This is a genomic window from Paenibacillus sp. S29 (genome assembly GCF_049319765.1).
Lineage (GTDB): Bacteria > Bacillota > Bacilli > Paenibacillales > Paenibacillaceae > Paenibacillus > Paenibacillus polymyxa_B.
The window spans coordinates 216,060-237,013 of record NZ_JBMOUI010000004.1 but is presented as its reverse complement, the minus strand read 5'-3'; the positions used below and the strand labels follow the sequence as shown (position 1 = coordinate 237,013).

Annotated in this window: 24 protein-coding genes and 1 pseudogene; 12 read left to right on the top strand and 13 right to left on the bottom strand. The window is 48.0% G+C overall.

Annotated elements, in window-relative coordinates:
• Nucleotide 1: 1 nt before the first annotated feature.
• Genes ACL9RM_RS08865 through ACL9RM_RS08855 form a run of 3 tightly spaced genes read right to left on the bottom strand, consistent with a single transcriptional unit; the run spans nucleotide 2 to nucleotide 2,142 of the window.
• Nucleotides 2–961 carry an ABC transporter ATP-binding protein gene (locus ACL9RM_RS08865; RefSeq protein ID WP_250268995.1) on the bottom strand — a complete coding sequence of 320 codons (960 nt, stop codon included), beginning with the start codon at nucleotides 959–961 and terminating at the stop codon, nucleotides 2–4.
• A gap of 17 nt (nucleotides 962–978) precedes the next feature.
• Complete coding sequence (locus ACL9RM_RS08860) at nucleotides 979–1,380, bottom strand: GntR family transcriptional regulator (RefSeq protein ID WP_039270421.1); 402 nt, start codon at nucleotides 1,378–1,380, stop codon at nucleotides 979–981.
• A gap of 42 nt (nucleotides 1,381–1,422) precedes the next feature.
• Nucleotides 1,423–2,142 (bottom strand): hypothetical protein, encoded by a 720-nt coding sequence (locus ACL9RM_RS08855; RefSeq protein WP_069291012.1) that lies wholly within the window; start codon nucleotides 2,140–2,142, stop codon nucleotides 1,423–1,425.
• Between the two features lie 235 nt (nucleotides 2,143–2,377).
• Between ACL9RM_RS08855 and ACL9RM_RS08850 the strand changes: the two genes are divergently transcribed.
• Together ACL9RM_RS08850 and ACL9RM_RS08845 are read left to right on the top strand one after the other, a co-directional pair.
• Entirely contained in the window at nucleotides 2,378–2,605 is a 228-nt protein-coding gene (locus tag ACL9RM_RS08850; protein WP_069291011.1) for a DUF1858 domain-containing protein, read from the top strand.
• Between the two features lie 14 nt (nucleotides 2,606–2,619).
• The gene (locus ACL9RM_RS08845; protein WP_250267366.1) at nucleotides 2,620–3,879 is read left to right on the top strand and encodes a DUF438 domain-containing protein; all 1,260 of its coding nucleotides are present in this window, start codon (nucleotides 2,620–2,622) and stop codon (nucleotides 3,877–3,879) included.
• Here ACL9RM_RS08845 and ACL9RM_RS08840 read toward each other — a convergent pair.
• Nucleotides 3,868–4,380 carry a GNAT family N-acetyltransferase gene (locus ACL9RM_RS08840; RefSeq protein ID WP_250267365.1) on the bottom strand — a complete coding sequence of 171 codons (513 nt, stop codon included), beginning with the start codon at nucleotides 4,378–4,380 and terminating at the stop codon, nucleotides 3,868–3,870. The two genes, ACL9RM_RS08845 and ACL9RM_RS08840, sit on opposite strands and share 12 nt — an antisense overlap.
• A 145-nt stretch (nucleotides 4,381–4,525) precedes the next feature.
• Between ACL9RM_RS08840 and ACL9RM_RS08835 the strand changes: the two genes are divergently transcribed.
• Nucleotides 4,526–5,812: a hypothetical protein gene (locus ACL9RM_RS08835; protein WP_250267364.1), complete on the top strand. Its 1,287-nt coding sequence runs from the start codon at nucleotides 4,526–4,528 to the stop codon at nucleotides 5,810–5,812.
• A gap of 66 nt (nucleotides 5,813–5,878) precedes the next feature.
• Here ACL9RM_RS08835 and map read toward each other — a convergent pair whose 3' ends face one another.
• Together map and ACL9RM_RS08825 are read right to left on the bottom strand one after the other, a co-directional pair.
• Complete coding sequence (gene map / locus ACL9RM_RS08830; protein WP_323873196.1) at nucleotides 5,879–6,628, bottom strand: type I methionyl aminopeptidase; 750 nt, start codon at nucleotides 6,626–6,628, stop codon at nucleotides 5,879–5,881.
• Between the two features lie 137 nt (nucleotides 6,629–6,765).
• Nucleotides 6,766–6,954: a hypothetical protein gene (locus tag ACL9RM_RS08825; protein ID WP_007428354.1), complete on the bottom strand. Its 189-nt coding sequence runs from the start codon at nucleotides 6,952–6,954 to the stop codon at nucleotides 6,766–6,768.
• 365 nt (nucleotides 6,955–7,319) lie between these two features.
• Here ACL9RM_RS08825 and ACL9RM_RS08820 point away from each other — a divergent pair, with 365 nt between their 5' ends.
• From ACL9RM_RS08820 to ACL9RM_RS08795, 6 genes and pseudogenes are all read left to right on the top strand, one after another.
• Nucleotides 7,320–8,357 (top strand): serine hydrolase domain-containing protein, encoded by a 1,038-nt coding sequence (locus ACL9RM_RS08820; RefSeq protein ID WP_250267362.1) that lies wholly within the window; start codon nucleotides 7,320–7,322, stop codon nucleotides 8,355–8,357.
• A gap of 44 nt (nucleotides 8,358–8,401) precedes the next feature.
• Entirely contained in the window at nucleotides 8,402–9,553 is a 1,152-nt protein-coding gene (locus ACL9RM_RS08815) for an MGDG synthase family glycosyltransferase (protein WP_250259519.1), read from the top strand.
• Nucleotides 9,554–9,583: 30 nt separating this feature from the next.
• Nucleotides 9,584–9,865, top strand: a complete 282-nt coding sequence (locus tag ACL9RM_RS08810) for a hypothetical protein (protein WP_061831084.1) — start codon at nucleotides 9,584–9,586, stop codon at nucleotides 9,863–9,865.
• A 555-nt stretch (nucleotides 9,866–10,420) separates the two neighbouring features.
• Entirely contained in the window at nucleotides 10,421–11,104 is a 684-nt protein-coding gene (locus tag ACL9RM_RS08805; RefSeq protein WP_250267361.1) for an MOSC domain-containing protein, read from the top strand.
• Between the two features lie 110 nt (nucleotides 11,105–11,214).
• A pseudogene (locus tag ACL9RM_RS08800) lies at nucleotides 11,215–11,313 on the top strand (YggS family pyridoxal phosphate enzyme); the annotation flags it as partial.
• Between the two features lie 115 nt (nucleotides 11,314–11,428).
• Nucleotides 11,429–11,767 carry a DUF4870 domain-containing protein gene (locus ACL9RM_RS08795; RefSeq protein WP_250267360.1) on the top strand — a complete coding sequence of 113 codons (339 nt, stop codon included), beginning with the start codon at nucleotides 11,429–11,431 and terminating at the stop codon, nucleotides 11,765–11,767.
• Nucleotides 11,768–11,823: 56 nt separating this feature from the next.
• Here ACL9RM_RS08795 and ACL9RM_RS08790 read toward each other — a convergent pair whose 3' ends face one another.
• Nucleotides 11,824–12,783 (bottom strand): sigma-70 family RNA polymerase sigma factor, encoded by a 960-nt coding sequence (locus ACL9RM_RS08790; protein WP_250267359.1) that lies wholly within the window; start codon nucleotides 12,781–12,783, stop codon nucleotides 11,824–11,826.
• 18 nt (nucleotides 12,784–12,801) lie between these two features.
• Nucleotides 12,802–13,245 (bottom strand): carboxymuconolactone decarboxylase family protein, encoded by a 444-nt coding sequence (locus ACL9RM_RS08785; RefSeq protein ID WP_069010897.1) that lies wholly within the window; start codon nucleotides 13,243–13,245, stop codon nucleotides 12,802–12,804.
• A 151-nt stretch (nucleotides 13,246–13,396) separates the two neighbouring features.
• On the opposite strand from ACL9RM_RS08785, the gene mscL reads away from it, so the two are divergent.
• Nucleotides 13,397–13,888, top strand: a complete 492-nt coding sequence (gene mscL, locus ACL9RM_RS08780) for a large conductance mechanosensitive channel protein MscL (protein WP_250267358.1) — start codon at nucleotides 13,397–13,399, stop codon at nucleotides 13,886–13,888.
• An 85-nt stretch (nucleotides 13,889–13,973) separates the two neighbouring features.
• Here mscL and ACL9RM_RS08775 read toward each other — a convergent pair whose 3' ends face one another.
• Together ACL9RM_RS08775 and ACL9RM_RS08770 are read right to left on the bottom strand one after the other, a co-directional pair.
• Nucleotides 13,974–14,675 (bottom strand): histidine phosphatase family protein, encoded by a 702-nt coding sequence (locus ACL9RM_RS08775; RefSeq protein WP_323873195.1) that lies wholly within the window; start codon nucleotides 14,673–14,675, stop codon nucleotides 13,974–13,976.
• A gap of 79 nt (nucleotides 14,676–14,754) precedes the next feature.
• On the bottom strand, nucleotides 14,755–15,048 hold the full coding sequence (locus ACL9RM_RS08770; RefSeq protein ID WP_069291005.1) for a hypothetical protein: 294 nt from the start codon (nucleotides 15,046–15,048) through the stop codon (nucleotides 14,755–14,757).
• Between the two features lie 172 nt (nucleotides 15,049–15,220).
• On the opposite strand from ACL9RM_RS08770, the gene ACL9RM_RS08765 reads away from it, so the two are divergent.
• The gene (locus tag ACL9RM_RS08765; RefSeq protein WP_250267356.1) at nucleotides 15,221–15,853 is read left to right on the top strand and encodes an NUDIX hydrolase; all 633 of its coding nucleotides are present in this window, start codon (nucleotides 15,221–15,223) and stop codon (nucleotides 15,851–15,853) included.
• A gap of 7 nt (nucleotides 15,854–15,860) precedes the next feature.
• On the opposite strand, the gene ACL9RM_RS08760 is transcribed toward ACL9RM_RS08765, so the two are convergent.
• On the bottom strand, nucleotides 15,861–16,649 hold the full coding sequence (locus ACL9RM_RS08760; protein WP_250267355.1) for a TrmB family transcriptional regulator: 789 nt from the start codon (nucleotides 16,647–16,649) through the stop codon (nucleotides 15,861–15,863).
• Between the two features lie 65 nt (nucleotides 16,650–16,714).
• On the bottom strand, nucleotides 16,715–17,566 hold the full coding sequence (locus ACL9RM_RS08755; RefSeq protein WP_250267354.1) for a zinc ribbon domain-containing protein: 852 nt from the start codon (nucleotides 17,564–17,566) through the stop codon (nucleotides 16,715–16,717).
• A gap of 310 nt (nucleotides 17,567–17,876) precedes the next feature.
• On the opposite strand from ACL9RM_RS08755, the gene ACL9RM_RS08750 reads away from it, so the two are divergent.
• Nucleotides 17,877–20,303 (top strand): UvrD-helicase domain-containing protein, encoded by a 2,427-nt coding sequence (locus tag ACL9RM_RS08750; protein ID WP_414126276.1) that lies wholly within the window; start codon nucleotides 17,877–17,879, stop codon nucleotides 20,301–20,303.
• A 271-nt stretch (nucleotides 20,304–20,574) separates the two neighbouring features.
• Here ACL9RM_RS08750 and csaA read toward each other — a convergent pair whose 3' ends face one another.
• Nucleotides 20,575–20,907: a chaperone CsaA gene (gene csaA / locus ACL9RM_RS08745; RefSeq protein WP_414126277.1), complete on the bottom strand. Its 333-nt coding sequence runs from the start codon at nucleotides 20,905–20,907 to the stop codon at nucleotides 20,575–20,577.
• Nucleotides 20,908–20,954: the final 47 nt, after the last annotated feature.

The window sequence follows — 20,954 nt, the reverse complement described above, 5'->3', positions numbered from 1 at the left end:
ATTACTCCGCTCCTTTTTTCTGCGTGTATATCTCCGCATCTTCTGATAGTTGTCCAGCAGACCAATGTATTAAAATATCATCCAGCTCCAAACGCCGCACACGGATAGGGCGAATGCCCGCTTGTTCCAATATGGCGCTGGTCTCTCCAGCTGCCAACGTTACAATTCGCTGCAATCCGCCTTCGCTCTCCGTCTCTACCACTCCCGGAAGCTCCGATGCCTCCTCTGGCGTGCCTTCAAACCACATTTCTTTGCTATTTTCGAGCAAATGGTCTTTTTCCAGCTTGCCGAGCAGCTTGCCATCATGCATCAGGACAATATAATCCGCCAAACGCTTGATCTCGTCTATAATATGAGTAGCAATAATGACCGTCGTTTTGCCGTTCTCCATACAATCCCGCAGTTCCTCCAGCATGATTTTCCAGGCAAAAGGGTCTAAACCCGACGAAGGCTCATCCAGCAGCAACAAACGAGGGTGAGGTGCCAAGGCTGCAGCCAGTTCAAACTTACGACGCTCTCCCTTGGACATGCGCGATAATTTCGTATGCTGAGGGACCTGAAATCGTTCCATCAGACGCTGAAAACGTGTTTCATCCCAGCCGGGATACCACAAGGCTCGAAAAGCCGCTGCTTCTTCTGCCGTGATTCGATCTTCCTCCCGGCTTGGCTGCTCTGACATATACCCAACCCATTGTCGTGTATCTGCCGGCATGCCGTCTGGATACGCTTGACCGAACCAACGGATTTCACCGGAATCCGGGTGGATAAGCTGAGTCAGCAGATGAATCAATGTACTTTTGCCCGATCCGTTATGTCCAGCCAAAGCGACTACATATCCCGGTTCAATGGTTAGATTAATCGGTCCAATTTCCCGGTTACCTCGGGTTTTATAGACTTGGCTCATCTCAATAATGGGTGTTTTTATCTGTATCCCCATAGGAACTTCCACATGATGATTTATATCGTTCTTCACGGGTGTCACTCCTTCACTTGGACTTCATACCTTCTCTTCACCATTTCTGCGAAAAGCTCCAACAATTCCTGTTCTGTCATCTGCACAGCAATGCCTGTGTCAATCGCCGTTTCCAACGCCTCGGTCACTGCTTTAAGGCGATAACCTGAGCGCTTATCGTCCTCGACCAGAGCTACGAAGGTGCCCGTCCCCTGCCGGGTACGAAGCAAGCCTTCATTCTCCAAATCCTGATAGACCCGCCGGACGGTGATGACGCTGCAGCGGAGCGTCCCTGCAAACTCCCGAATGGAGGGAAGCAGCGTTCCCGCTGCAATCTGTCCGGTTACGATGAGTGAACGAAGTTGCTTTTCAATTTGTGCATACAGCGGTTCCGCGCTATTCTCATCAATTTGCACTGGTATATTCACCTGCTTCTCCCCCCCTTTTTATCTATCTTTGTACACATACCGCTAAGTTAAGTCCCGTTTCATAAGCCTACGCTGTGTCACCTTATAGGACACCCACATACCCAGAACTCCTGCCAGCAACGCTCCCCACATCACCGGAGACAACAGCTTCCATTCCTTGCTATAAAATGCTGTTAACGATACCAGATTGGCTCCACATACTCGAACTATAATCGTAACTATCCCACAAATGAGCATGATGACAATGGATAGCCAAAAGTAGGATTTTCCTCTTTTAAGAAATTCCAAATGAATATAAATGGCTTGAATCAGCATGCCGTAGCCTATCCAGGTAAGTGCAAACGATACAAAGAAACCTGTACTGGCATATACCCGAAACGTAGCTGACAACGTAAACAATAGAGTGAAAAATATTACACTGTTCACAACAAACGCCAAAAGCGCCTGTTGAATTCGACTCATAATCACCGCATTCATCGGTATAGGCAAAGTGCGGAAAAAGGCTAGCATATGCGTATAGGAATCTTCCTGAAGATATTTAAAAGCACGGCGGTTATAAATGAATCCGAGAAACGGAATCAACACCAGCATGATAAAATCGGCTACTGGACTCAAGTTTCCAAGTTCACCCCATTGCACACTTACAGCAAAACTCATAGTAAATCCCAAATACGCAATAAACAGCAATGTCCACAGCATGACATATGGATTGTTACGAAAATCGTGCCGGTTAATCTTCCATGCCTGCTTGATGATTGTCATTTTCTTATCCTGATCCCTTCTGCACTGCCTGTAATGACGACCTCGTTCTCTCTTCATACGAAGTTATTATTACAGTAATCAGTGTTATTACTGTATATATCCTTATACACAGTATATAAACCATGAATTACAACTGTCAACACCTGAATGTAAATTGTGCGTACAATCACAAAAGCTCGTCAGAACCTATGCTACTCTGTAAATGATAAACGTTCTCAATCAAGGGGATGAATAAATGGATAAGATACTGCACTGGGATGAGCCCATATTTAACCTTGTTAATCGTTATCCCGAAGTGAAGGACATTATGGTAGAGCTGGGTTTTCACGATATCGCCAAGCCTGGCATGTTACAGACCGCAGGTCGTTTTATGACACTGTCCAAAGGTATTGCAATGAAAAAAGTAGCTATGGAAACCGTGGAAAGCACGTTTTTGCAACATGGTTTTACCATTCAAAAATAAAGGAGCTAACAATCATGAGCGAGCTAATTAACAACCGTGAACATACAGCACAGGAATTAACGGAACGCCAACAAACGCTAAAGGAAATTATAAAAGAATTACATGCCGGGAAAAGCGTGGAGGAAGTCAAAGCGCGTTTCGCAGAGGCTGTTGGCGGAGTAAGCGTAGCGGAAATTTCAGCTATGGAGCATGCATTGATGACCGAGGAGGGAATTCCCGTATCGGAAGTGCAGCGTCTTTGTTCCGTGCATACATCGATATTCAAGGGTTCCATTGAGGATATTCACCGTCCTTCAGGACCAGAGGAACAACCGGGACATCCCGTTCATACCTTCAAGCTGGAAAATCGGGAGATCGAACGATTGGTCAACTTCAAGTTGTCATTGCACGCGGACCAATTTCAAAAGGACGACAGCCCCAAAATCATCTACAAGTTACTGGAAGATTTAAGTCTGCTGCTCGATCTCGACAAGCACTATAGCCGCAAAGAAAATCTGGTCTTTCCTTATCTAGAACGCTATGGAATTTTTGGTCCAACCAAAGTTATGTGGGGTGTGGACGACAGCATTCGTGCCGCGATTAAGGAGGCAAAGAATCTGCTCACCGAATATAACGGAGATCGTGAACAGATTGGGAAGGCACTTGCCCATATCATGAGCGAAGTGAATGAAATGATATTCAAGGAAGAAAATATTTTGCTACCGATGGCACTCAGTAAGCTGACAGAGGATGAGTGGCTGAAAATAGCCCGGGAAAGCGAAGAAATCGGGTTCTGCTTGACCGCTCCCGAACGTGAATGGATACCTGAACGGGCAGAGGAACCGGCAGAAGCCCTTGAGCAAACGGAAGGCACATCTGGAACACCGCAGGGCTTCGTGCGATTCGAGACGGGGATTATATCTGTACAACAATTGGAACTACTGTTGAATCATCTACCCGTTGACCTGACTTTTATTGATGAAAATGATGTTGTTCGCTATTTTTCCCATGGTAAGGAACGAATCTTCGCACGCACGAAAGCCGTCATTGGTCGTACCGTACAGAATTGCCACCCACCCCAAAGCGTGCATGTCGTTGAGAAGCTGCTGGAAGATTTTAAGGCAGGTCGCAAGGATGTTGAAGATTTTTGGATTCCAATCAAGGATAAATTTGTCTACATCCGTTATTTTGCCATCCGTGATGCAGAGGGCCGCTATCTGGGAACGTTGGAATTTACGCAAAATATCGCACCGATTCGTGCTTTGGAAGGACAAAAGCGTATTCTATCCGAATAGTATCCAACCGTAAGCCACCATGTTCAGGTTTTTGCCACTCATATTTATAATATGTTGTTCTACTATAAGTTTGGCCCCCAGCCTTTCATAAAAAGTACATGCTGGATTATCTGCTAGCACCCATACGATTACAGAGTGAATATCCATACTATTAAAATGTTGAAGCAGACGTAAAAATAGTCTCTTCCCCAAGCCTAAACTATGGTATTCACTCAAAACGTAAATAGCCGTTATTTCTCCCCCATACGGGGGGTATTCACCTGATTTTTCTGGACCCCCACTCACAAATCCGATGATTTCCCCCTTCTCATTTTCAGCAACATATACCCGATGACCGTCTTCACTGGATAGATTCGCATTCCACAGTTCTGTTCTTTGCTCATAGGAAATCTGTTCCAGAACCTGGGCAGGCATTATATCTTTGTACGTCGTCTTCCAGCAATCTACGTGCACCTTGGCGATGCCCTCGGCATCTGATATCGTTGCTTCCCTGATGTTCATGTAAGTTCCACTCCTAGTTTCCAATATTATGCACTCTATTATATCGACGATCCAAATCTTGATCTATAATAAGGATATTCATTGTTTAGTGAAGTTGGATAGGATAACCCGTTCACTACACTATTCGTTTACTGGGGGATTCGACTTGAATAAAATTGTTTCATTTTATGTGCCGCTTGGCATTTCGTCATTAATTGCTGCACTAACGCATGTCATCGTCAATGCCGTGCTTGCTCGTTCGGAACATCCTTCGTTTACATTAAGCAGCTATGCGGTCGCCGTCAGCTTGTGCCTACTGTTGGAAACTCCGTTAACCGCTGTACGGCAAATGACCACGAAATTTGGTTATGATCGCAAGTCCGTTCATTCTATCAGTATTTTATGTACGTTCGTGGCTGTGGCTGTATTGATCATCGGCTGGAGCATCGGGTTGACGCCCGTAGGCAATCTGGTCTTTCAATATGTATTTGGTGTGTCCCCCGTATTAATTGAACCCACCAAGAACGTATTTCAGGTTCTTACTTTACTATACATATTAGTAGCTGTCCGTAACATATATCAGGGACTTATTATTAACAAGCACCGAACGGCATGGATGACATTCAGCTCGTCCATACGTATTATCGTGATGCTAATTGCTTCCTGGTTTTTGATCCGTGCTGGCTGGACGAATGACGGACGAGTCGGTGCCGCCATTTTTATTGCAGGTATTCTCATAGAGCTGGTCGTTACTTTTTTAGAAGGCCGGGTTCTCAAAAGAAAGCTGCCTCCTGACAACGGGGAGCAAACCATCCATCACGCGAAGCATCTCCTACCTTTTTACCTTCCTTTGCTATATTCGGCGCTGGTGCTGGTTATCCTGAATCCTTCCATCCAAGCAGCGCTGAACAATACAACTGATCCACTGTTGGCCGTGGCATCCTTTTCTGTAGCACTGCAAATCCTGAATCTATTTGTCTGGTTTTGCAGCTCTTTGCATCAAATTGTGATTCAATTTTATACGACCAAGCGCAGGGAAGTGCTGATATTTTTAAGCTTTTTGTCTATCCTGTCGCCAATGCTACTCCTGTTACTCTCCTTCGGATTTGCTGGCGATCCTGTGTTACGGAATGTATTGGGATTGGAAGGAGAACTGTTGCTAGAAACCAGAGGACTGCTTCGCATACTGGCTGTCTATGTTGCATTTTATCCTTGGGTGGAATATTTTATAGGACGGTCGATATTAATCGGTAATACTAAACCTATCTTTATCGGTAGGCTGTTTTCTGTGAGCTTTGCGATTCTCGCGCTTATTCTGTGTATCTGCTTTTTTCCAGGACTGGACGGCAAAGTAGCGGGAATTGTGATGGCTGTTTCCTCGCCTGTCGAGCTGGGAATTTATCTGTTGCTTTATCGTAAAATCTCTACAACCACAATGAATGTGTCATCCTGAAAAAACTTACCTAGAGAGCCTTATGCTAACGACCCGCACATTGACTCCCTATGGCACAACTCTCTTTTACGAGGTCAAAATATAAGGACCGTTCTTTGTAATCGCAATCGTGTGCTCGTATTGAGCTCCCCAACTGCCGTCTGCTGTGCTGATGGTCCAGCCATCGTCCCCCCAGAGCACGGCCCCCTCGGTTCCGAGGGTAAATACCGGCTCAATGGTAATCACCATCCCTTCGCGCAGCGGTAATCCCGTTTTGGGACGACCATAGTGCAGAACCTCTGGCGGCTCATGCATTTGGCGGCCAATGCCATGCCCGATCAGAGGCTTGACGTTGCCGAACCGCCGCCAGCCTGCCGCTTTTTCCACAGCATGCCCGATATCCCCCAACGTCTTCCCCGGGCGGGCAACCTCGATCCCGCGCATCAGTGCCTTATGGGTCTGCCGCAACAGTCGTGCTACCGGGCGGCTAATGTTACCTACCGCATAGGTCCATCCTCGGTCAGCCAGCCAACCGTCCTTGTTAACCACAATGTCGATGGTCACAATATCCCCATCATGAAGCACTCGCTCCGAGGGAAAACCGTGACATACCACCTCGTTGACCGAAGCGCAGGTGGCATAAGGGAAACCTTTATAGCCCTTTTGTTCAGGCGTAGCTCCGCGCTTACTTAAAAACTGCTCCACCCAAGCATCGATTTCAAGCGTTGTGATTCCCGGAAGAATACGACTTTCCAGCGCACGGTGGCAATCTGCCAAAATACGTCCGGCCTCCCTCATGTAGCCGATTTCTTCCGGTGTTCGTATTGCTATCTCTATTGGAATCCGCCTCCTTTGAGCATACAATTCACTAAACCTATCCCATTGTATGCAAGGCGGACACAAAAAAACCGTCTCCTCTGTGGATAGACGGTTTATAAAAGTCGTATTTCTAGTTTTTCGGGTAATCGAACCCTTTAAGATACTGAAGAATTTATGCGACCGAGTTCGTTTTCCACCACCATGGTCAACTCTTCCTCATACCCTCCTGTAATCCGGTATTTTCGCACATATTCCTTTACAAATTTTTTGGGATCCTTAGGCCGGAAAATTCGAGTCATTTCCCGCAGACTTTCCTTAACTTCATTGTGACCTTTCGTTGCCATGTAACTCCCTCCCAAAACGTTGAAAATAAGTGCTCCGTTGAAGAGAATGCCGAAAAGTATTGATGTCCTTATGCAGTGAAGTAGTATGTCTAATTGCAGCTTAGGTCGGGAACACCTTATACAAGGCATGTACCTGACACTATTATTAACCGAATTTCTTTTGGCTGAATCACTACCCCATTATAACATATTCAGATACAGCTTTCAGCTTTCCAGTAAATTTACATTGATTTTACCTATCTTTTACGCATCATGTCATTTGGGGTACTCAATCAGCTGTTGCACAGGGGGTATACCTTATTTATCGGTTTTTGGAGTGTATGTGTTTGGGGTAAAATAAATAAACATAACAAGGAGGGAAAAGGATGAGCCGCTTTGCTCCGCTGTTCACTGCACCTGTTGCCCGTATGTCTGCCCTGAACATAGGAACTTGTGAAGAGGAGGGCGTCAATGTCTCCCTACTTGATCAGGCAGACCGTGAAATCCAAGCCAAGTTTCCTAAAATGCACAGCTTCCTGCTACTACGCCACGGCAAACTGATCTGGGAACGCTATTATAACGGGCATGAAGTAAGCTCTCTGAACGATTTGCGATCCGCGACCAAAAGCTTCACTTCCACGCTCATCGGCATAGCTATGGCTCGCGGTGATATGCCCGGGCCAGAGACGGCTGTGCATAAGCTGTTGCCTGAGTATTTACCTAGGCGGAAGGAAACACTGCTAGAGCAGATTACGATTCGCCATCTGTTGACCATGACATCCGGCTTGTATTGGCAGACGGGTAAAAAGCTCGGAGAAGCTTTTATCCACCGTTTTCATCGCAGCAAAAGCTGGCCGTCCTTTGCCCTGCGCTTACCTGTACAGGAGGATCAACTCGGTGTATTCCAATATCGTAGTGTTGATTCGCACCTGTTGTCCGTGCTGCTGACCCATTGTTGTGGGATTGACGCCTATACGTACGCTCTCCAGTATCTGTTCGAACCCTTAGGTTTCAGGAGAAGTGGTTGGGCACAAGATCCAGAGGGCTACACCATGGGACACATCGGGCTATATCTGACATCGCGTGACATGGCTAAATTCGGCGATTGCTGCCTTCATCAAGGCAGCTGGAACGGAACAGAATTGATTCCGGCCGATTGGCTGCATCAGGCGACACAGCGACAGGTTGAAGGGTATCCAGAATTCGGAGATTACGGATTCCAATGGTGGACAGGACGACTCCATGGCATCAACTATGCGTGTGCGCACGGACATGGAGGACAGCAAATTTATCTTGTGCCAGAAGCGAATGCAGTCGCAGTATTTACAGCAGATAGCAAGGTGAGCCGTTGGAAAAATCCGCGAACACTGCTGGAGCGCTACGTTTTGCCAGCCGTATCCTCCCTCAACTTAGAACGTTCCTGAAATGAGCTTTAATGTGCTTATTGAATATAGGAGGCTAAACAATCATGGAAGTTTCAGCACCAAAAATTCTAATATTATACGCCAGTTACGGGGAAGGCCATGTGCAGGCCGCTCGGGCGATTATGGACAGTTTGCGAAGACTCGGACGCTGCGAGGTACAACTTCTCGACCTGATGGCTGAATCTCATCCCTGGTTGAACGGTCTGACCAAATTTGTATATATGCAAAGCTTCAAAACCATTCCTCAGCTTTACGGCTGGGTCTATAACATCACGCGCGGTATGCAGGCAAAATCGGCCTTCGGCCATGTATTGCATTCATTCGGAATGCGTCAACTTACGCTCACACTGAAAAAGGAGTTGCCGGATCTCGTGATACATACGTTCCCGCAGCTCGCGCTCCCAGCGTTACGCCGCAAAATGGGAATGAATTTGCCTATTGTCAACGTGGTTACAGATTTCGATCTGCATGGGCGCTGGCTGCATCCCGATATTGACCGCTACTATGTAGCCACTGAGGATATCCAGCAGGAAGCCGCCCAGCGGGGAATACCTATCGAACGCATTATCGCTACGGGTATTCCGATTCACGCTTCTTTTTATAACATGTCTGCTAACGAAGTTCCTGTTCAGGAACAGGTAATTCCATCACCACAGTCTGAGACTACTACACTACTCATAATGGCAGGCGCCTATGGTGTGCTATCCGGCATACTGGATATCTGTCGGCAATTAAGCCAGCTTCCTCAGTTGCGGCTACTCATCGTCTGCGGACGTAACCAGCAACTGAAAGCAGAATTGGATGCGCTGTATGCAGACCACCCGGACATTTACACCTATGGATTCGTGGACTTTGTTCCAGCACTTATGCGTGCGAGCAATCTGGTGATTACAAAGCCCGGCGGCATTACACTCTCGGAAAGCATTGCATCCGGTTTGCCTATTCTTGTGTTCAAGCCCGTGCCCGGTCAGGAGCTAAATAATGCTCTGTATTTGCAGCAAAAAGGAGCTGCCCGTATTGCGCGCACGACGGAGGAGCTGATTCAGCATTGTCTCGACCTGATTTCCATCCCCTCTCTTGCCGAAGAGATGACTCAGGCGATTGAGTTGCTTCGCAAGCCTCATCCCGCAGACCAGATTGCCGAGGATATTTTGCATCAGCTTGTGGATAAAAGACCTTCCGTACGGACAAATTAACGAAGAATAAGCCAGACGGAGGGGATACCAATGGAACGCGAAGGAAAGGATTTGCTCCCGCTTTCGGGTGAAAAGGTAGAAGTGGATGGTGTTTATATTGATGAGGATGGACATGAACAGCATTTGCACAGAGGTCAGCATTTTCCCTCTGATGTTGTTTTGGGTACTTCCGAGTGGAAAATGACCGAATACGCCTTTGATAATCATCATGAAGGACGTACTGATGAACGACTTATCCCCAAAAAGGATGACAAGAATAAAATGGGGAAAATCACACATCCGCGCCGCCATTTAAAAACTGGCGACCGATAATTACGGAAGTATATCCACAGTTACTCCCAATATGTTGATAGTTTGTGGACAATCTGTGTGCAAAGTGTGAGATATCGTTATATTGTCTACAGTTTGTGCACAAATTGTGCATAAAGCACGCTGTTTTTGTGGATAAATAGTAATGTGCGGTGGATAAAGTGCGTACAAGATGTGCAAAACCTGTGCATAACCGTATGAATGGCTGAGCGAATCCTTTTTCGTTCAGCCTTTTTCGTATTTTTATACACATTCTCTAATTCTTTTTTTACCGAGATCGGGTATGTTCGAACGAGAACATCGCTCCCGGAACGATGAGTTGCCCAAAAAGGACTCTATCCCATTAACGAAGACTAATCGAAAATTCGCAAATAACGCATAGAGGAGTGTAAAATGGAAACGGGGACGAACAGAGTCAAAAGAGGAATTACCGAAATGTAAAAGGCGTAATCATCATAGAAATTCTCGCTTCAGGCGGGCGAACATATGCAGGAACGCAGTATATAGAAGCATCTAGCAAAACTCGTTGACCAAAATTTAGAAGTAGGGGTGATCCGAATGGCATCTATTAAAATCCTTTCACTTAATGTCGGCATGCCCAAACAGATCCAGTTTAATCAGAAGGACGTTTCTACGGGGATATTCAAGTCGGCCACAGATGAATATTTGTATTTATCTTATCTAAACTTCGAAGGGGATGGGCAGGGCGATCTAGTTCATCACGGGGGTAAAGAGAAAGCTGTATGCGTCTATCCCTACGAGCACTATCCGTTCTGGGAAAATGAATTGCGGAGACCGCTCGATTACGGCGCGTTCGGGGAAAATTTAACGATAAAGGGTTTGCTAGAATCCGACGTTTGCATTGGAGACGTCTTTAAGCTTGGCAAAGCTATCGTTCAAGTTAGCCAGCCGAGACAGCCTTGCTACAAGTTGTCCATCAAGTACGGCGTACCGGACATGCCCTTGAAGGTACAGCAAACAGGCCACACGGGATTCTACTTCCGCGTTCTGGAAGAGGGAGTTGCCTCTAAAGCCGACGGACTATCCCTCCTTCATCGCCATCCGAAAGCAATTACGGTTTCATTTGCCAATCGAATTATGCATCAAGAGAAGGCTCATATCGAGGGTATTAAACAAATTCTCGAAGTGGAAGAATTGTCCTTAAACTGGAGAAATACGTTTCTAAAACGTTTGGCGGGAAAAGAAACGGATTCTCGGGAAAGACTATCAGGCAATTCGTAAGGTGGAAGTGGTTCAATGAATTTGCAAGCTCGTCTGGCTGCAGTCGAACATCGAATCTGCGAAGCTTGTGGGCGATGCGACAGAAGCGCAGTCCAAATGGGAGGCCTTTCAACCACGGAAGGTGGCACTTTATCGGTCATTTGCAAACCAATAAGGTAAAAAAGGTTATCGCCAAATTCGAGTATATCCATTCGCTTGACCGGTTATCCTTTGTGTAGAGTCAACTTTTTTACCGAGATCGGGCATATCCTTCAATCCTGTCCTCATAGTTTGTATAGTACGGAGACTTAGCTTGAATCTTTTATAAAGGAGGATATGCCTGACATGTCAGTCTATAAGTCTTCCACAGGATTGGATGAAAATATAGCAGCTGTCCTGTGCTATTTGTTCGCCTTTATTGGCGCGCTGGCCTTTGTCATGCTGGAAAAGAAAAGCCGATTCGTATTATTTCACGCACTGCAATCCATACTTCTTTTTGTAGCCCTTATGATCGGACATGTGCTGGTCGGATTCATTCCGCTACTCGGTCCTTTCCTCGCTTCCCTGCTAACGCTGGCAAGCCTTGCCTTGTGGGTCATCCTGTTAATTCGCGCGGGACAAGGCAAGTGGCTCAAGCTTCCCTGGGTAGGCGATCTGGCTCTTCATCAAGCCCGGCAGTTGTGAAAACAACAAAAAACCTTGATCCTTAGCAGGATTCAAGGTTTTTGCTGTTTCGATGATTACTTTTTATCGCATGTTCGCTTCTTCTGTCCTATATGAATGTATCCCAGCTTATCTGGGTTGACCATTAAATAAAAACTCTGAATATGCTCCCCGTCCGGTGTCAGTCTGAGACATAAGGTTTCTCTCACTTTTCCGTCTTCCAGAAATGCCAGCTGAACCTCGCCATTGATGACGGTGTGGAACACATCTCTTTCTCGTAAAACGGTTAATACCCGACGAGAAGTCAACAGGGCAAGAACACCTTTGCGTACAACCATCGGTCTCATCACCGTATGCACATTACCTCCGCCATCTGACACGAATACGGGTTGTTCAGCCAGTAGTTCCAGCATAGCAGTCACATCGTAGGCAAGAAAGGCGGTTGTAAAACGTTCTAGTAGTTTTATTCGGGAAGAGTTATTCACATTGCGACTGGACTGAGCCTCAAGAGCAGATTCTCCCGAAGATAGAATACGACGGGAGCGACTGAACAACTGACGACAGTTACTCTCAGTCTTCCCTAGCAATTCCGCAATATCTTTGTAATCATATTGAAAAGCTTCCCTCAGCACAAAAACAGCCCGCTCTATCGGCTTTAGCTGCTCCAGCAAAACCAGAAAAGCGTAAGATATCATGTCTTTACGCTCTAACCAATCCGCAGGAATATCTGCACTTTCACCCAACGGCTCCGGCAGCCACTGTCCTACATATGTCTCTCTTTGCTTGCGTGCAGAGTTCAACAGATTTAGACACCGATTCATCGTCATTTTGGCTACATAGGCTTTGGGATTGTGTAAATCATCCAGGGGCTTATTCTTCAGCTCGACAAAGCAGTCTTGAACTACATCCTCGGCATCTGTAACCGTTCCAAGCATGCGATAAGCAATGGAAAAAGAATATTTACGATATCTTTGATACAGCTCCTCCAGATTTACATCCACCGATTGTTGTTCAATTCTATGTTCTTTGCCAGACAAAGCATAGCCCCCTGTTCATTAAAGAATACCCGGATACATCCCCGTTGCAATCGCAATCCGGTTCCAACTGTTAATCACGTTAACCGCGGTTATCAAGTCTACGTATTCTTCCTCTGTAAACTGTTCTCTGACCCTATTGTACAAATCCGTAGGTACCCCTTGTTCAGAGATACGGGTTACCGCTTCAGCTAATTCAAGCATAACACGTTCTTTTTCCGTGAACAAAGGAACCTCCCGCCATAAGGCTAGCTGCAAAATGTGGTCAGCATAATCCCCCAGCTTGAGCAAATCCTTCGCATGCATATCCAGACAATAGGAACATCCATTGATTTGGGATACTCTAATTTTCAGTAGTTCGTACAATACTTTGTCTGTAAAACGACCGGAAATATATTTTTCCATCTCCATCATTGCCTTGAACGTGCTAGGACTCACTGCTCTGTGATTGAATCTTAAACTCACGATACATCGCCTCCATTATTGGTTTACATATAGAAGACAAATGAACACGTGATTTTGTGACAAAGTGCAATACATCAATTTGGAATTGCCCTCAAGTGGCATAGCATGTATTATAGATAAATGATTTTATGCAAAGAAGGTGAGCACTCACATGAGCGGAAAAGGTATTATAAAAGAATTTAAAGAATTCGCTGTACGGGGTAACGTGATTGACCTCGCGGTCGGTGTTATCATCGGTGGAGCGTTTGGCAAGATTGTCACTTCTGTGGTAAACGATATTATCATGCCTCCGATTGGTAAACTTCTGGGCGGCGTTGATTTTGCTGATTTGTATTATGCTATAGGCGCGAATCCATATAACGGAGATAACACTCGCATGACTCTGGCACAGGCCAAGGAAGCCGGCATTGCGGTTATGGCGTTCGGGCAATTTTTCAACGTCCTGCTGGACTTCCTGATCGTGGCCTTCTGTGTGTTCCTGATGGTCAAGGGAATTAACATGCTGAAACGCAAAGAGGAAGAAAAACCTCCTCAGGAAAAAACGATTAAGGAATGTCCACATTGCCTATCCGAAATTCCTGTAGCCGCAACCCGTTGCGCACATTGCACTTCCAAGCTGGAAGGGTACGTCGAAGCACGCTGACTCAACCCACACCTATATGACTACAACAAACGGCTTAAGACGGTATACCGTCTTAAGCCGTTTTGGTATGGTGTAGGAGATCTGATTAGTTGAAATTGGTGATAATGCCACGGGGTCTGACGGGCAAGCCCTCAGCGTACAGATGGGAAACATCACCGAAGCCGATGCAACGGGGAACTGCCCATTCCTGGGAGCGCTCATCAAACAAAATCGTGGTTACGGAACTAGGCGGCATCCAAAAACCGGACCAAACCAAAACCAATGGCAGCTCCAACAGATGAGCAAGCCAGGTCAACCCGAAGCCGCCATGACAAAATACGGCCACCTGGTCTTCGGTGTGCTTCAGAATACGGTACCTGCCCTCCACCCGCTCAAAGCCTTGCCGTTGCAGGAATTCATCAGAATGAAGCTTCAGCTGTTCGAAGATTTCGGGACTCTGCGTTCCCTGATAATAGGAAATCTCCTGCCAAGAGTCATGAGTCGGCAGGGGCAACTCGGAACGGATCACTTCACCAGGCAAATCCCAATGGGAAAGACGGCCGTATGGAGTTTCCTCCAGCTTTAGGGCCAGCTCCTGCGTCCAGTGTTCCACTTCATGAGTCATACCCAAAGACTCGGCAGTGTAGCGCATCGTATCTAAAGCCCGCCCCAAAGGAGAGGCATAAATTCGATCCAGTCCGTGACTGGAAAGCCGTTTGGCCAATGCCTGGGCTTCCAAATGCCCCTCGGGCGTGATGGTGTTGTTGGGGTAATCGGGGTCTGCGTGTCGGATAATATACAATCTCATCATTGGTTCTCCGTTCCTATGAATGGCGACAGGATCGCTTTATCTCATTCCATCGATTAGTTCTCCTGATCTTTAACGTTTAATGTTTATTCAGCAAATTTTCCAAAATCGCGCGCAAATCCCTGTCTTCCTGGTAGACTTCCTCACCCGTATCCAGCTCAATAACCCGGATATATGTATAATTGGCTCTGACATCGACTGGTTTAAAAATCAATTCCTCCGGATTGTCTGGACGGACATCATAGCCCATATTTTTGAACATATCCGTGATTTGATCAATCCCCGGCTTGCCCCCACTTTCCAGCATAATTAACCCACGAAGTTCCTTGGGTTCCTCCGGATGCATGACTCGAAAATGTACTATACATTCCATGTAAAATCGCTCCTTTCAATCGTAAACCTGTGTGATGTTGCAAATCCTCATGTTCCCAGCATACCCCAAATGCCACTCCACATTCCACACCCGCCTTCATATCGTCAGGAAGGAAAACACGTTATACTGTAAAGTAGACCTTTGATTTCTGCTTACTATAGGAGGAACCACGATGACTAGCGAGCTTCTGGATATCTACGATGATGAAGACAACCCCCTTGGCACAGCTTCCCGACAAGACGCACATGCCAAGGGATATTGGCACCATACCTTTCACTGCTGGCTAGCACGAGACACTTCGACAGGCCGTCGCTTACTGTTCCAACAGCGTCAGGATACGAAGGACACCTTCCCCGGATGCTACGATATTACAGCAGCCGGTCACTTGACGGCAGGCGAAGATATGTCTCAGGCGGCTCGTGAGCTGGAGGAAGAACTGGGTATTCATGTGCCCTTTGCCTCATTAACACCGCTGATGACCGTTCGGTATGAAAGCAAAGGTACCGCACAGGGTACCTCTTTTTGGGACCGGGAGGTTAGCTCGGTGTTTGGACTGCTATCGAACCAGCCATTGGAAGCTTATCACCTCCAGCAAGAAGAAGTAGCCGGACTGTACGAAGCAGATCTTAACCAAGCACTGGCCCTTTTTGAAGGCCATATTCCCTTTATCGAAGCCCATGGCATTACGTCGGGGCCGAACCCAGAAAAAACCTGCCGCCTGATTACATCGGATCAATTCGTGCCTCATAAGGCGGGCTATATTACATCTATATGCCGGGCACTGATGGAACTTCCTAGCCAGTAATCTTTAGCTATTCTCCAGCTGACATATATTTACCGATAATGCCTTCATACCGCCAGCCATACCGGGTCGACAGCTCTCTGCCCATATCATTCTCCAGCTCATACAGAATAATATCCTGAGCAAAATGATTAAGCAGCAGGCCTGTCATTACCGGATGCTCGGTGATAAGCGCCTGTGTCGGACAATCCTCTCCCCGCATACCCAGCATGCACCAACGCCGATCAATAACAAAAGAAAACTTGCGTCCTGCTGGTTCCTGTCCGTCTGTACCAGACCTAAACGGTAACCACGGTCCCATCATGCTTTCTCCGTTATCGCAGGACCAGAGCAGACGCACACCTCGACTCTCGGCTTTCTCCAACTCTGTCCGCAGCAGTTCGGCTTCTTCGCGCCACAAATCCAACACAATCTCATGCTCTGCCCGTTCCAATTCACGTGTCAGACTTTCCAGCACCTTCCGATCGCCTTCCGCATTATAAAAGGTCGGCTTGGTTGGTTCTGTTCGTGGCATTTCCTTCTCCACCGCACGCAGGGACTCCTGCATTTGTCCTTCGATCATCCGGGTCAATTCACCCGGTGGCAGCATGCTGTAACGAACAGGCTCTCCAGCACTGGTTCTGAGGTATCCCTGCCCGGCCAAACGCTGTAAAGCCGCGTACACGTTGGAGCGCGATGCGCCCAGACGCTTAGCCACTTCATAGCCGGAAGCCGCATTTTGCCTCGAAAGCTCGACCATAACCTTGGCTTCCATTTCCGTAAAACCCAGATTCCGCAGATGATGCAGCAAACGCTCCATATATTCTGTTCCCCCTATGCTGCCCGGCGTTATGTCTGTGTCCTGCAGCAGCCTGTTCGGCTGCGTCAAATCTGTTCAGCTCCGCAACGCGGGCACCATTTGGACCCTTTGGGTAGTTCTGCAGTACAGATTTGGCATTTTACATTTTCACGTACTTGTGCAGACGGCGTTGCCGGCTTATCAGCCCCGGAGTTGTTGGCCTTCCAATATCGAATCCGCTCGTCCAGCTCTTCCTGACGCTCACGCTCACGTGCCAGTTCTTCAAGACGACGGTGTTCTTTTTCCAGCTCTTCCTGACGACGGCGCTCCCACTCAGCGTCGAATGCCGCTTTTTCTTCCGGTGTAAAATCAGATACTGTGTAATCGCGGTCTAGTCCCGCTGGTTCGTGTGTTTCATACCGCTCATCCTGTTCCTGTTCATGCCGATCGACTACTTCATGTTCTGCATACTCCGTGTAAGCAGGCGTAGCATCCTTCACTACCTCTGGCTTGCGCAGATCAAAAGAATAGACGTCCGTTGGCACCTCTTCACGCACAGCAGCCACCTGCTTGGAGGCAGCCTGCCCTTCATTCAGCTTGCGTCCGCATTTGGGGCAAAAGTTGGCATCCAGTGGCACAACTGCTCCACAGGTGCATAAATGAGCGTTTTTTAATTCTGCAATTCTACTGCGTAGCTCGTCAATTTCATCCTGAAGCTCATCACATGCGGTGGATAGCTGTGTCATCTCGGTTTCTGCCACCGACATGTCGGATGCGCGGTAACCTTCGTAAAAGATCTGACCCATTCGCAAGAAATGAACATCCATTTCCTGCTGAATCGTTGTAATTTGTGAATTGATCTTACTAATCTCGACAGCATGCTGCGCCTTTTCTGTTGCGCGATTAGCGCCTTCCTTTATACGTTGAATCAGCTTCATCGTTATTTCCTCCCCATATCCAGCCGGATTTCACTGTACCGTCCGTATATCCCAAAGTTTTTTTCTGTTGGCAAACGTCGAACTCCTGTATAATGGAATGCGGTCATATCGCCTGTTTGAAGGCTATAGGCATTAGCGTCAACGTATTGACGTTCTGTCACTCCGGCATGATCCGCATGAATTTCAGCATTATTTTAGTCCATCGCCTTGTTCTTTTCGTCAGCTAAAGCTGACTAGAACTCTATCATACCAAAAACTACCCCCATTTGTGAAAATGGAAGATTTTAAGAACGAAAGGGGTTTCAGGATTATGGACCCAAATCCTTCTTTTTACCCCCGACCCATCGGGGTTCCTTACTCAACGTCGAGCCCTCAGGCACGTCGTGCTTCCATGGATACCAGTATGACGCTGGTGCCTGACACCGACCAAGACTCGGCCTATTTTCGTGCTTTAGAGAACGCCGGCATTCACCTGAACCGCCCGCAGATCCAGGCCGTCCGACACGGCAAAGGCCCCCTTCTGACCCTTGCAGGGGCGGGCTGCGGCAAAACCACAGTGCTGGCTGCCCGTGCAGGCTACCTCATGGCGATGCGGGATGTCCCTGCATCGTCCATTCTGCTGGTGACCTTCACCAGCAAGGCAGCTGCCGAAATGAAGCTGCGCATCGCGGGATTACCCGGTGTGCGCCCTGCCGCTGCACGTGCAGTTCAGGCTCGCACGTTTCACTCATTCGCTTTGGCGATGCTGCGTCATCGCGGCGTGCAAGATGAAGTGTTCGGTGAAACGCAGGCCCAGCATACCGTCATGAAAATGATGCTGCGGCAGCTTGGGCTCAGCGAGGCTTTCCAGCCAGAAAGCCTGCTGTCTGCCCTCTCCGCCTGGAAAGCGGAAGGCCGCAGCGCGGACGAACTGCCGGAAAGCGTGCGCGAGGAATCGGATGCCAAACGTGCCATGCTCGCTTATGAAGCGTGGAAACAGGAACGCAATAAAATGGATTTTGACGATATTCTGCTGCGTGCCTCCGCACTGCTGCGTGACCCGGATGTGCTTCAGCCGCTTCAGCGACGTTTTTCACATATCATGGTCGATGAATTTCAGGATACGAATGCCCTGCAATATGAGATGGTGCAGCGATTGGCTGCCCGACATCGCAATCTGATGGTCGTCGGAGATGATGATCAGACGATCTATACCTTTAATGGGGCACGCCAGGAATCCATTCTGGAGTTTGACAAGGTTTATAAGGATGCAAAGGTCATTACCCTGGATATTAATTATCGCAGCGATGCGCGGATTTTGGGGCTAGGCTCTAACATTGTCGCCAAAAATGTCCATCGACGCTCCAAACGTCTTTCGGCTGCCGGGCGTGAAGGCTTGCCGCCGCAGTTTGCCACCCCATCCGGACCCGAGGAGGAAGCGGGGCATATTGTTACTCATCTACTCGGGCAGGTAGAGGAAGGTCGGCTGCGCTACCGGGATATCGCTATTTTGCACCGGACAGCCAGCGGAAGCCGCTCTATTTTTGAGCAATTAATTATGCGGGATGTCCCATTTATTCAGTACGGAGCAGGGGCTGTATTTTATGATCAGTCCCTGATTCGTCCCTTAATGGATCACCTGCGCTTGTCGCTAAATCCCCGGCGTATGGAATCCATTCCGAGCACCCTCGGGCCGCTGTACGTATCCCGTGAGGCGGGGATGGAATGGATTATGCGCGAGGAAAAACAGCAGGCTAAAAAATACCCGCTGATTCATCTCAGCCGCTGGGATCGACTACGTGATTTTCAGCGTGAGCAGGTGAAAGAGCGTATTCGTCTGATTCGCAGTCTCACTACAATGAAACCTGCCTATGCCATTCAAGAAATGCGGCGCGTCTTTTATGACAAATATTTGGAAAGCGGAGATACGGGCGCGTGGACTCATTATAAGGAAACGATGCAAGAAAGTCTGGAGGAGCTCGAAACGGCAGCCAAGCGGTTTGACACCGTGGAGGCGTTCGTAAGCTTTGCGGACGAGCTTTCCGAGCGTCACCGCCAAATGGAATCGCTGCGCAGAGAAGAAGACAGCGATGCTGTTCGGCTCATGACGATCCACCGCGCCAAGGGGCTGGAATTCCCTTGTGTCTATTGGATCGGAGCCAGCGAGGGCATTCTGCCGCACAGTTCGGCCCTGCACAGCGAGCTTCCAGAGGATCGGCGGGCAGGCGCCGCCCCGACTACGGCTGTGGATAACGATGCAGCGCTTGAAGAAGAGCGCCGCCTCGCTTACGTGGCCGTCACCCGGGCGAAGGAGTTGTTGTACATCACCTCTCCTGCCTCTAATCATGGCAAGCCTGCCGCCGTGTCACGCTTCCTGCTGGAAGCCTATGGGGTCACCCCTGAGGCTTCCAAACCGGAAGCACGCCGCAGCAGCTTCGGCCAACCGAAGGGTGCTTCCGGGTATAGCAACCGTGCTGGCGCTGGATCGCCAGCGCCTGGCACAGCGACCCGCGTGAGCAGCAGGCCGGGACCAGGCAGCGCTACGGTACGGACGACCTCGTCGGTGACAGGGTCTCCGGCGGAGCCACGCATCAACGTGCCTGTGTGGAAATGCACCGACGGTGCCTGCAAAGCGTGGATGCGTCGCGACACAACAAGCGGACGCCGTACAAGCGCGGCTAGCACAGGCACGCCGCCGGTGTGCCCGCTCTGCGCCTCCCCGATGACAGAGGGGACACGCAACATCCCAGCCAGATAGGCATAAGGCGCATAGCTGGTATGGAGAATTGTTCTTTTGCTGGACTGGTGACACTCGTGATTTCCAGCCTAACTGTTGCAGATTATTAATGAATCAAAAAAGTTAAGTTGTAGACAGACCAATAAAAGAAAAGGCGGCAGACTAGGATATGAAAATAAAATCCTCGTCTGCCGCTATCTGTTTTCACTTGCTATCGAACGATCGTATCCCGTTAGTTCAATGCCTTGCCTGTTGTGAAGTTATATATTTTAATCATTAAACAAGCGCTCTATCACCCAATAGGTGTTCCGTCAGGTAATTTGATATCTGGTTTCAATAGAACCACATCCTCCTTTTCGGGAATTCCTCCAAGGACCAATACCTCTGACTTAAAGCCTGCTATCCGTCGAGGTGGAAAGTTGACTACACCTATGATTTGTTCCCCTATAATATCTTCAGCCACATATCTTTTTGTAATTTGTGCACTCGAAGCTTTTATTCCGATATCTTGTCCAAAATCAATTTCAAGTTTAATAGCAGGTACTTTTGCTTCTGCAAAAAACTCAGCTTTAATTATGGTTCCAACTCGAATATCTAGTTTCAAAAAATCATCAATCGTTGCCATCTAAACATTCTCCTCATCGATTGTTTTCTTCAATTTCGCGATAATGA

Bases quoted from the DNA above. Each gene is read 5' to 3' on its own strand.
- ACL9RM_RS08855 (WP_069291012.1), bottom strand. From the start codon at position 2,142: ATGACAATCATCAAGCAGGCATGGAAGATTAACCGGCACGATTTTCGT.
- ACL9RM_RS08850 (WP_069291011.1), top strand. From the start codon at position 2,378: ATGGATAAGATACTGCACTGGGATGAGCCCATATTTAACCTTGTTAAT.
- ACL9RM_RS08845 (WP_250267366.1), top strand. From the start codon at position 2,620: ATGAGCGAGCTAATTAACAACCGTGAACATACAGCACAGGAATTAACG.
- ACL9RM_RS08840 (WP_250267365.1), bottom strand. From the start codon at position 4,380: ATGAACATCAGGGAAGCAACGATATCAGATGCCGAGGGCATCGCCAAG.
- ACL9RM_RS08825 (WP_007428354.1), bottom strand. From the start codon at position 6,954: ATGGCAACGAAAGGTCACAATGAAGTTAAGGAAAGTCTGCGGGAAATG.
- ACL9RM_RS08820 (WP_250267362.1), top strand. From the start codon at position 7,320: ATGAGCCGCTTTGCTCCGCTGTTCACTGCACCTGTTGCCCGTATGTCT.
- ACL9RM_RS08815 (WP_250259519.1), top strand. From the start codon at position 8,402: ATGGAAGTTTCAGCACCAAAAATTCTAATATTATACGCCAGTTACGGG.
- ACL9RM_RS08810 (WP_061831084.1), top strand. From the start codon at position 9,584: ATGGAACGCGAAGGAAAGGATTTGCTCCCGCTTTCGGGTGAAAAGGTA.
- ACL9RM_RS08805 (WP_250267361.1), top strand. From the start codon at position 10,421: ATGGCATCTATTAAAATCCTTTCACTTAATGTCGGCATGCCCAAACAG.
- ACL9RM_RS08795 (WP_250267360.1), top strand. From the start codon at position 11,429: ATGTCAGTCTATAAGTCTTCCACAGGATTGGATGAAAATATAGCAGCT.
- mscL (WP_250267358.1), top strand. From the start codon at position 13,397: ATGAGCGGAAAAGGTATTATAAAAGAATTTAAAGAATTCGCTGTACGG.
- ACL9RM_RS08775 (WP_323873195.1), bottom strand. From the start codon at position 14,675: ATGAGATTGTATATTATCCGACACGCAGACCCCGATTACCCCAACAAC.
- ACL9RM_RS08770 (WP_069291005.1), bottom strand. From the start codon at position 15,048: ATGGAATGTATAGTACATTTTCGAGTCATGCATCCGGAGGAACCCAAG.
- ACL9RM_RS08765 (WP_250267356.1), top strand. From the start codon at position 15,221: ATGACTAGCGAGCTTCTGGATATCTACGATGATGAAGACAACCCCCTT.
- ACL9RM_RS08760 (WP_250267355.1), bottom strand. From the start codon at position 16,649: ATGGAGCGTTTGCTGCATCATCTGCGGAATCTGGGTTTTACGGAAATG.
- ACL9RM_RS08755 (WP_250267354.1), bottom strand. From the start codon at position 17,566: ATGAAGCTGATTCAACGTATAAAGGAAGGCGCTAATCGCGCAACAGAA.
- ACL9RM_RS08750 (WP_414126276.1), top strand. From the start codon at position 17,877: ATGGACCCAAATCCTTCTTTTTACCCCCGACCCATCGGGGTTCCTTAC.
- csaA (WP_414126277.1), bottom strand. From the start codon at position 20,907: ATGGCAACGATTGATGATTTTTTGAAACTAGATATTCGAGTTGGAACC.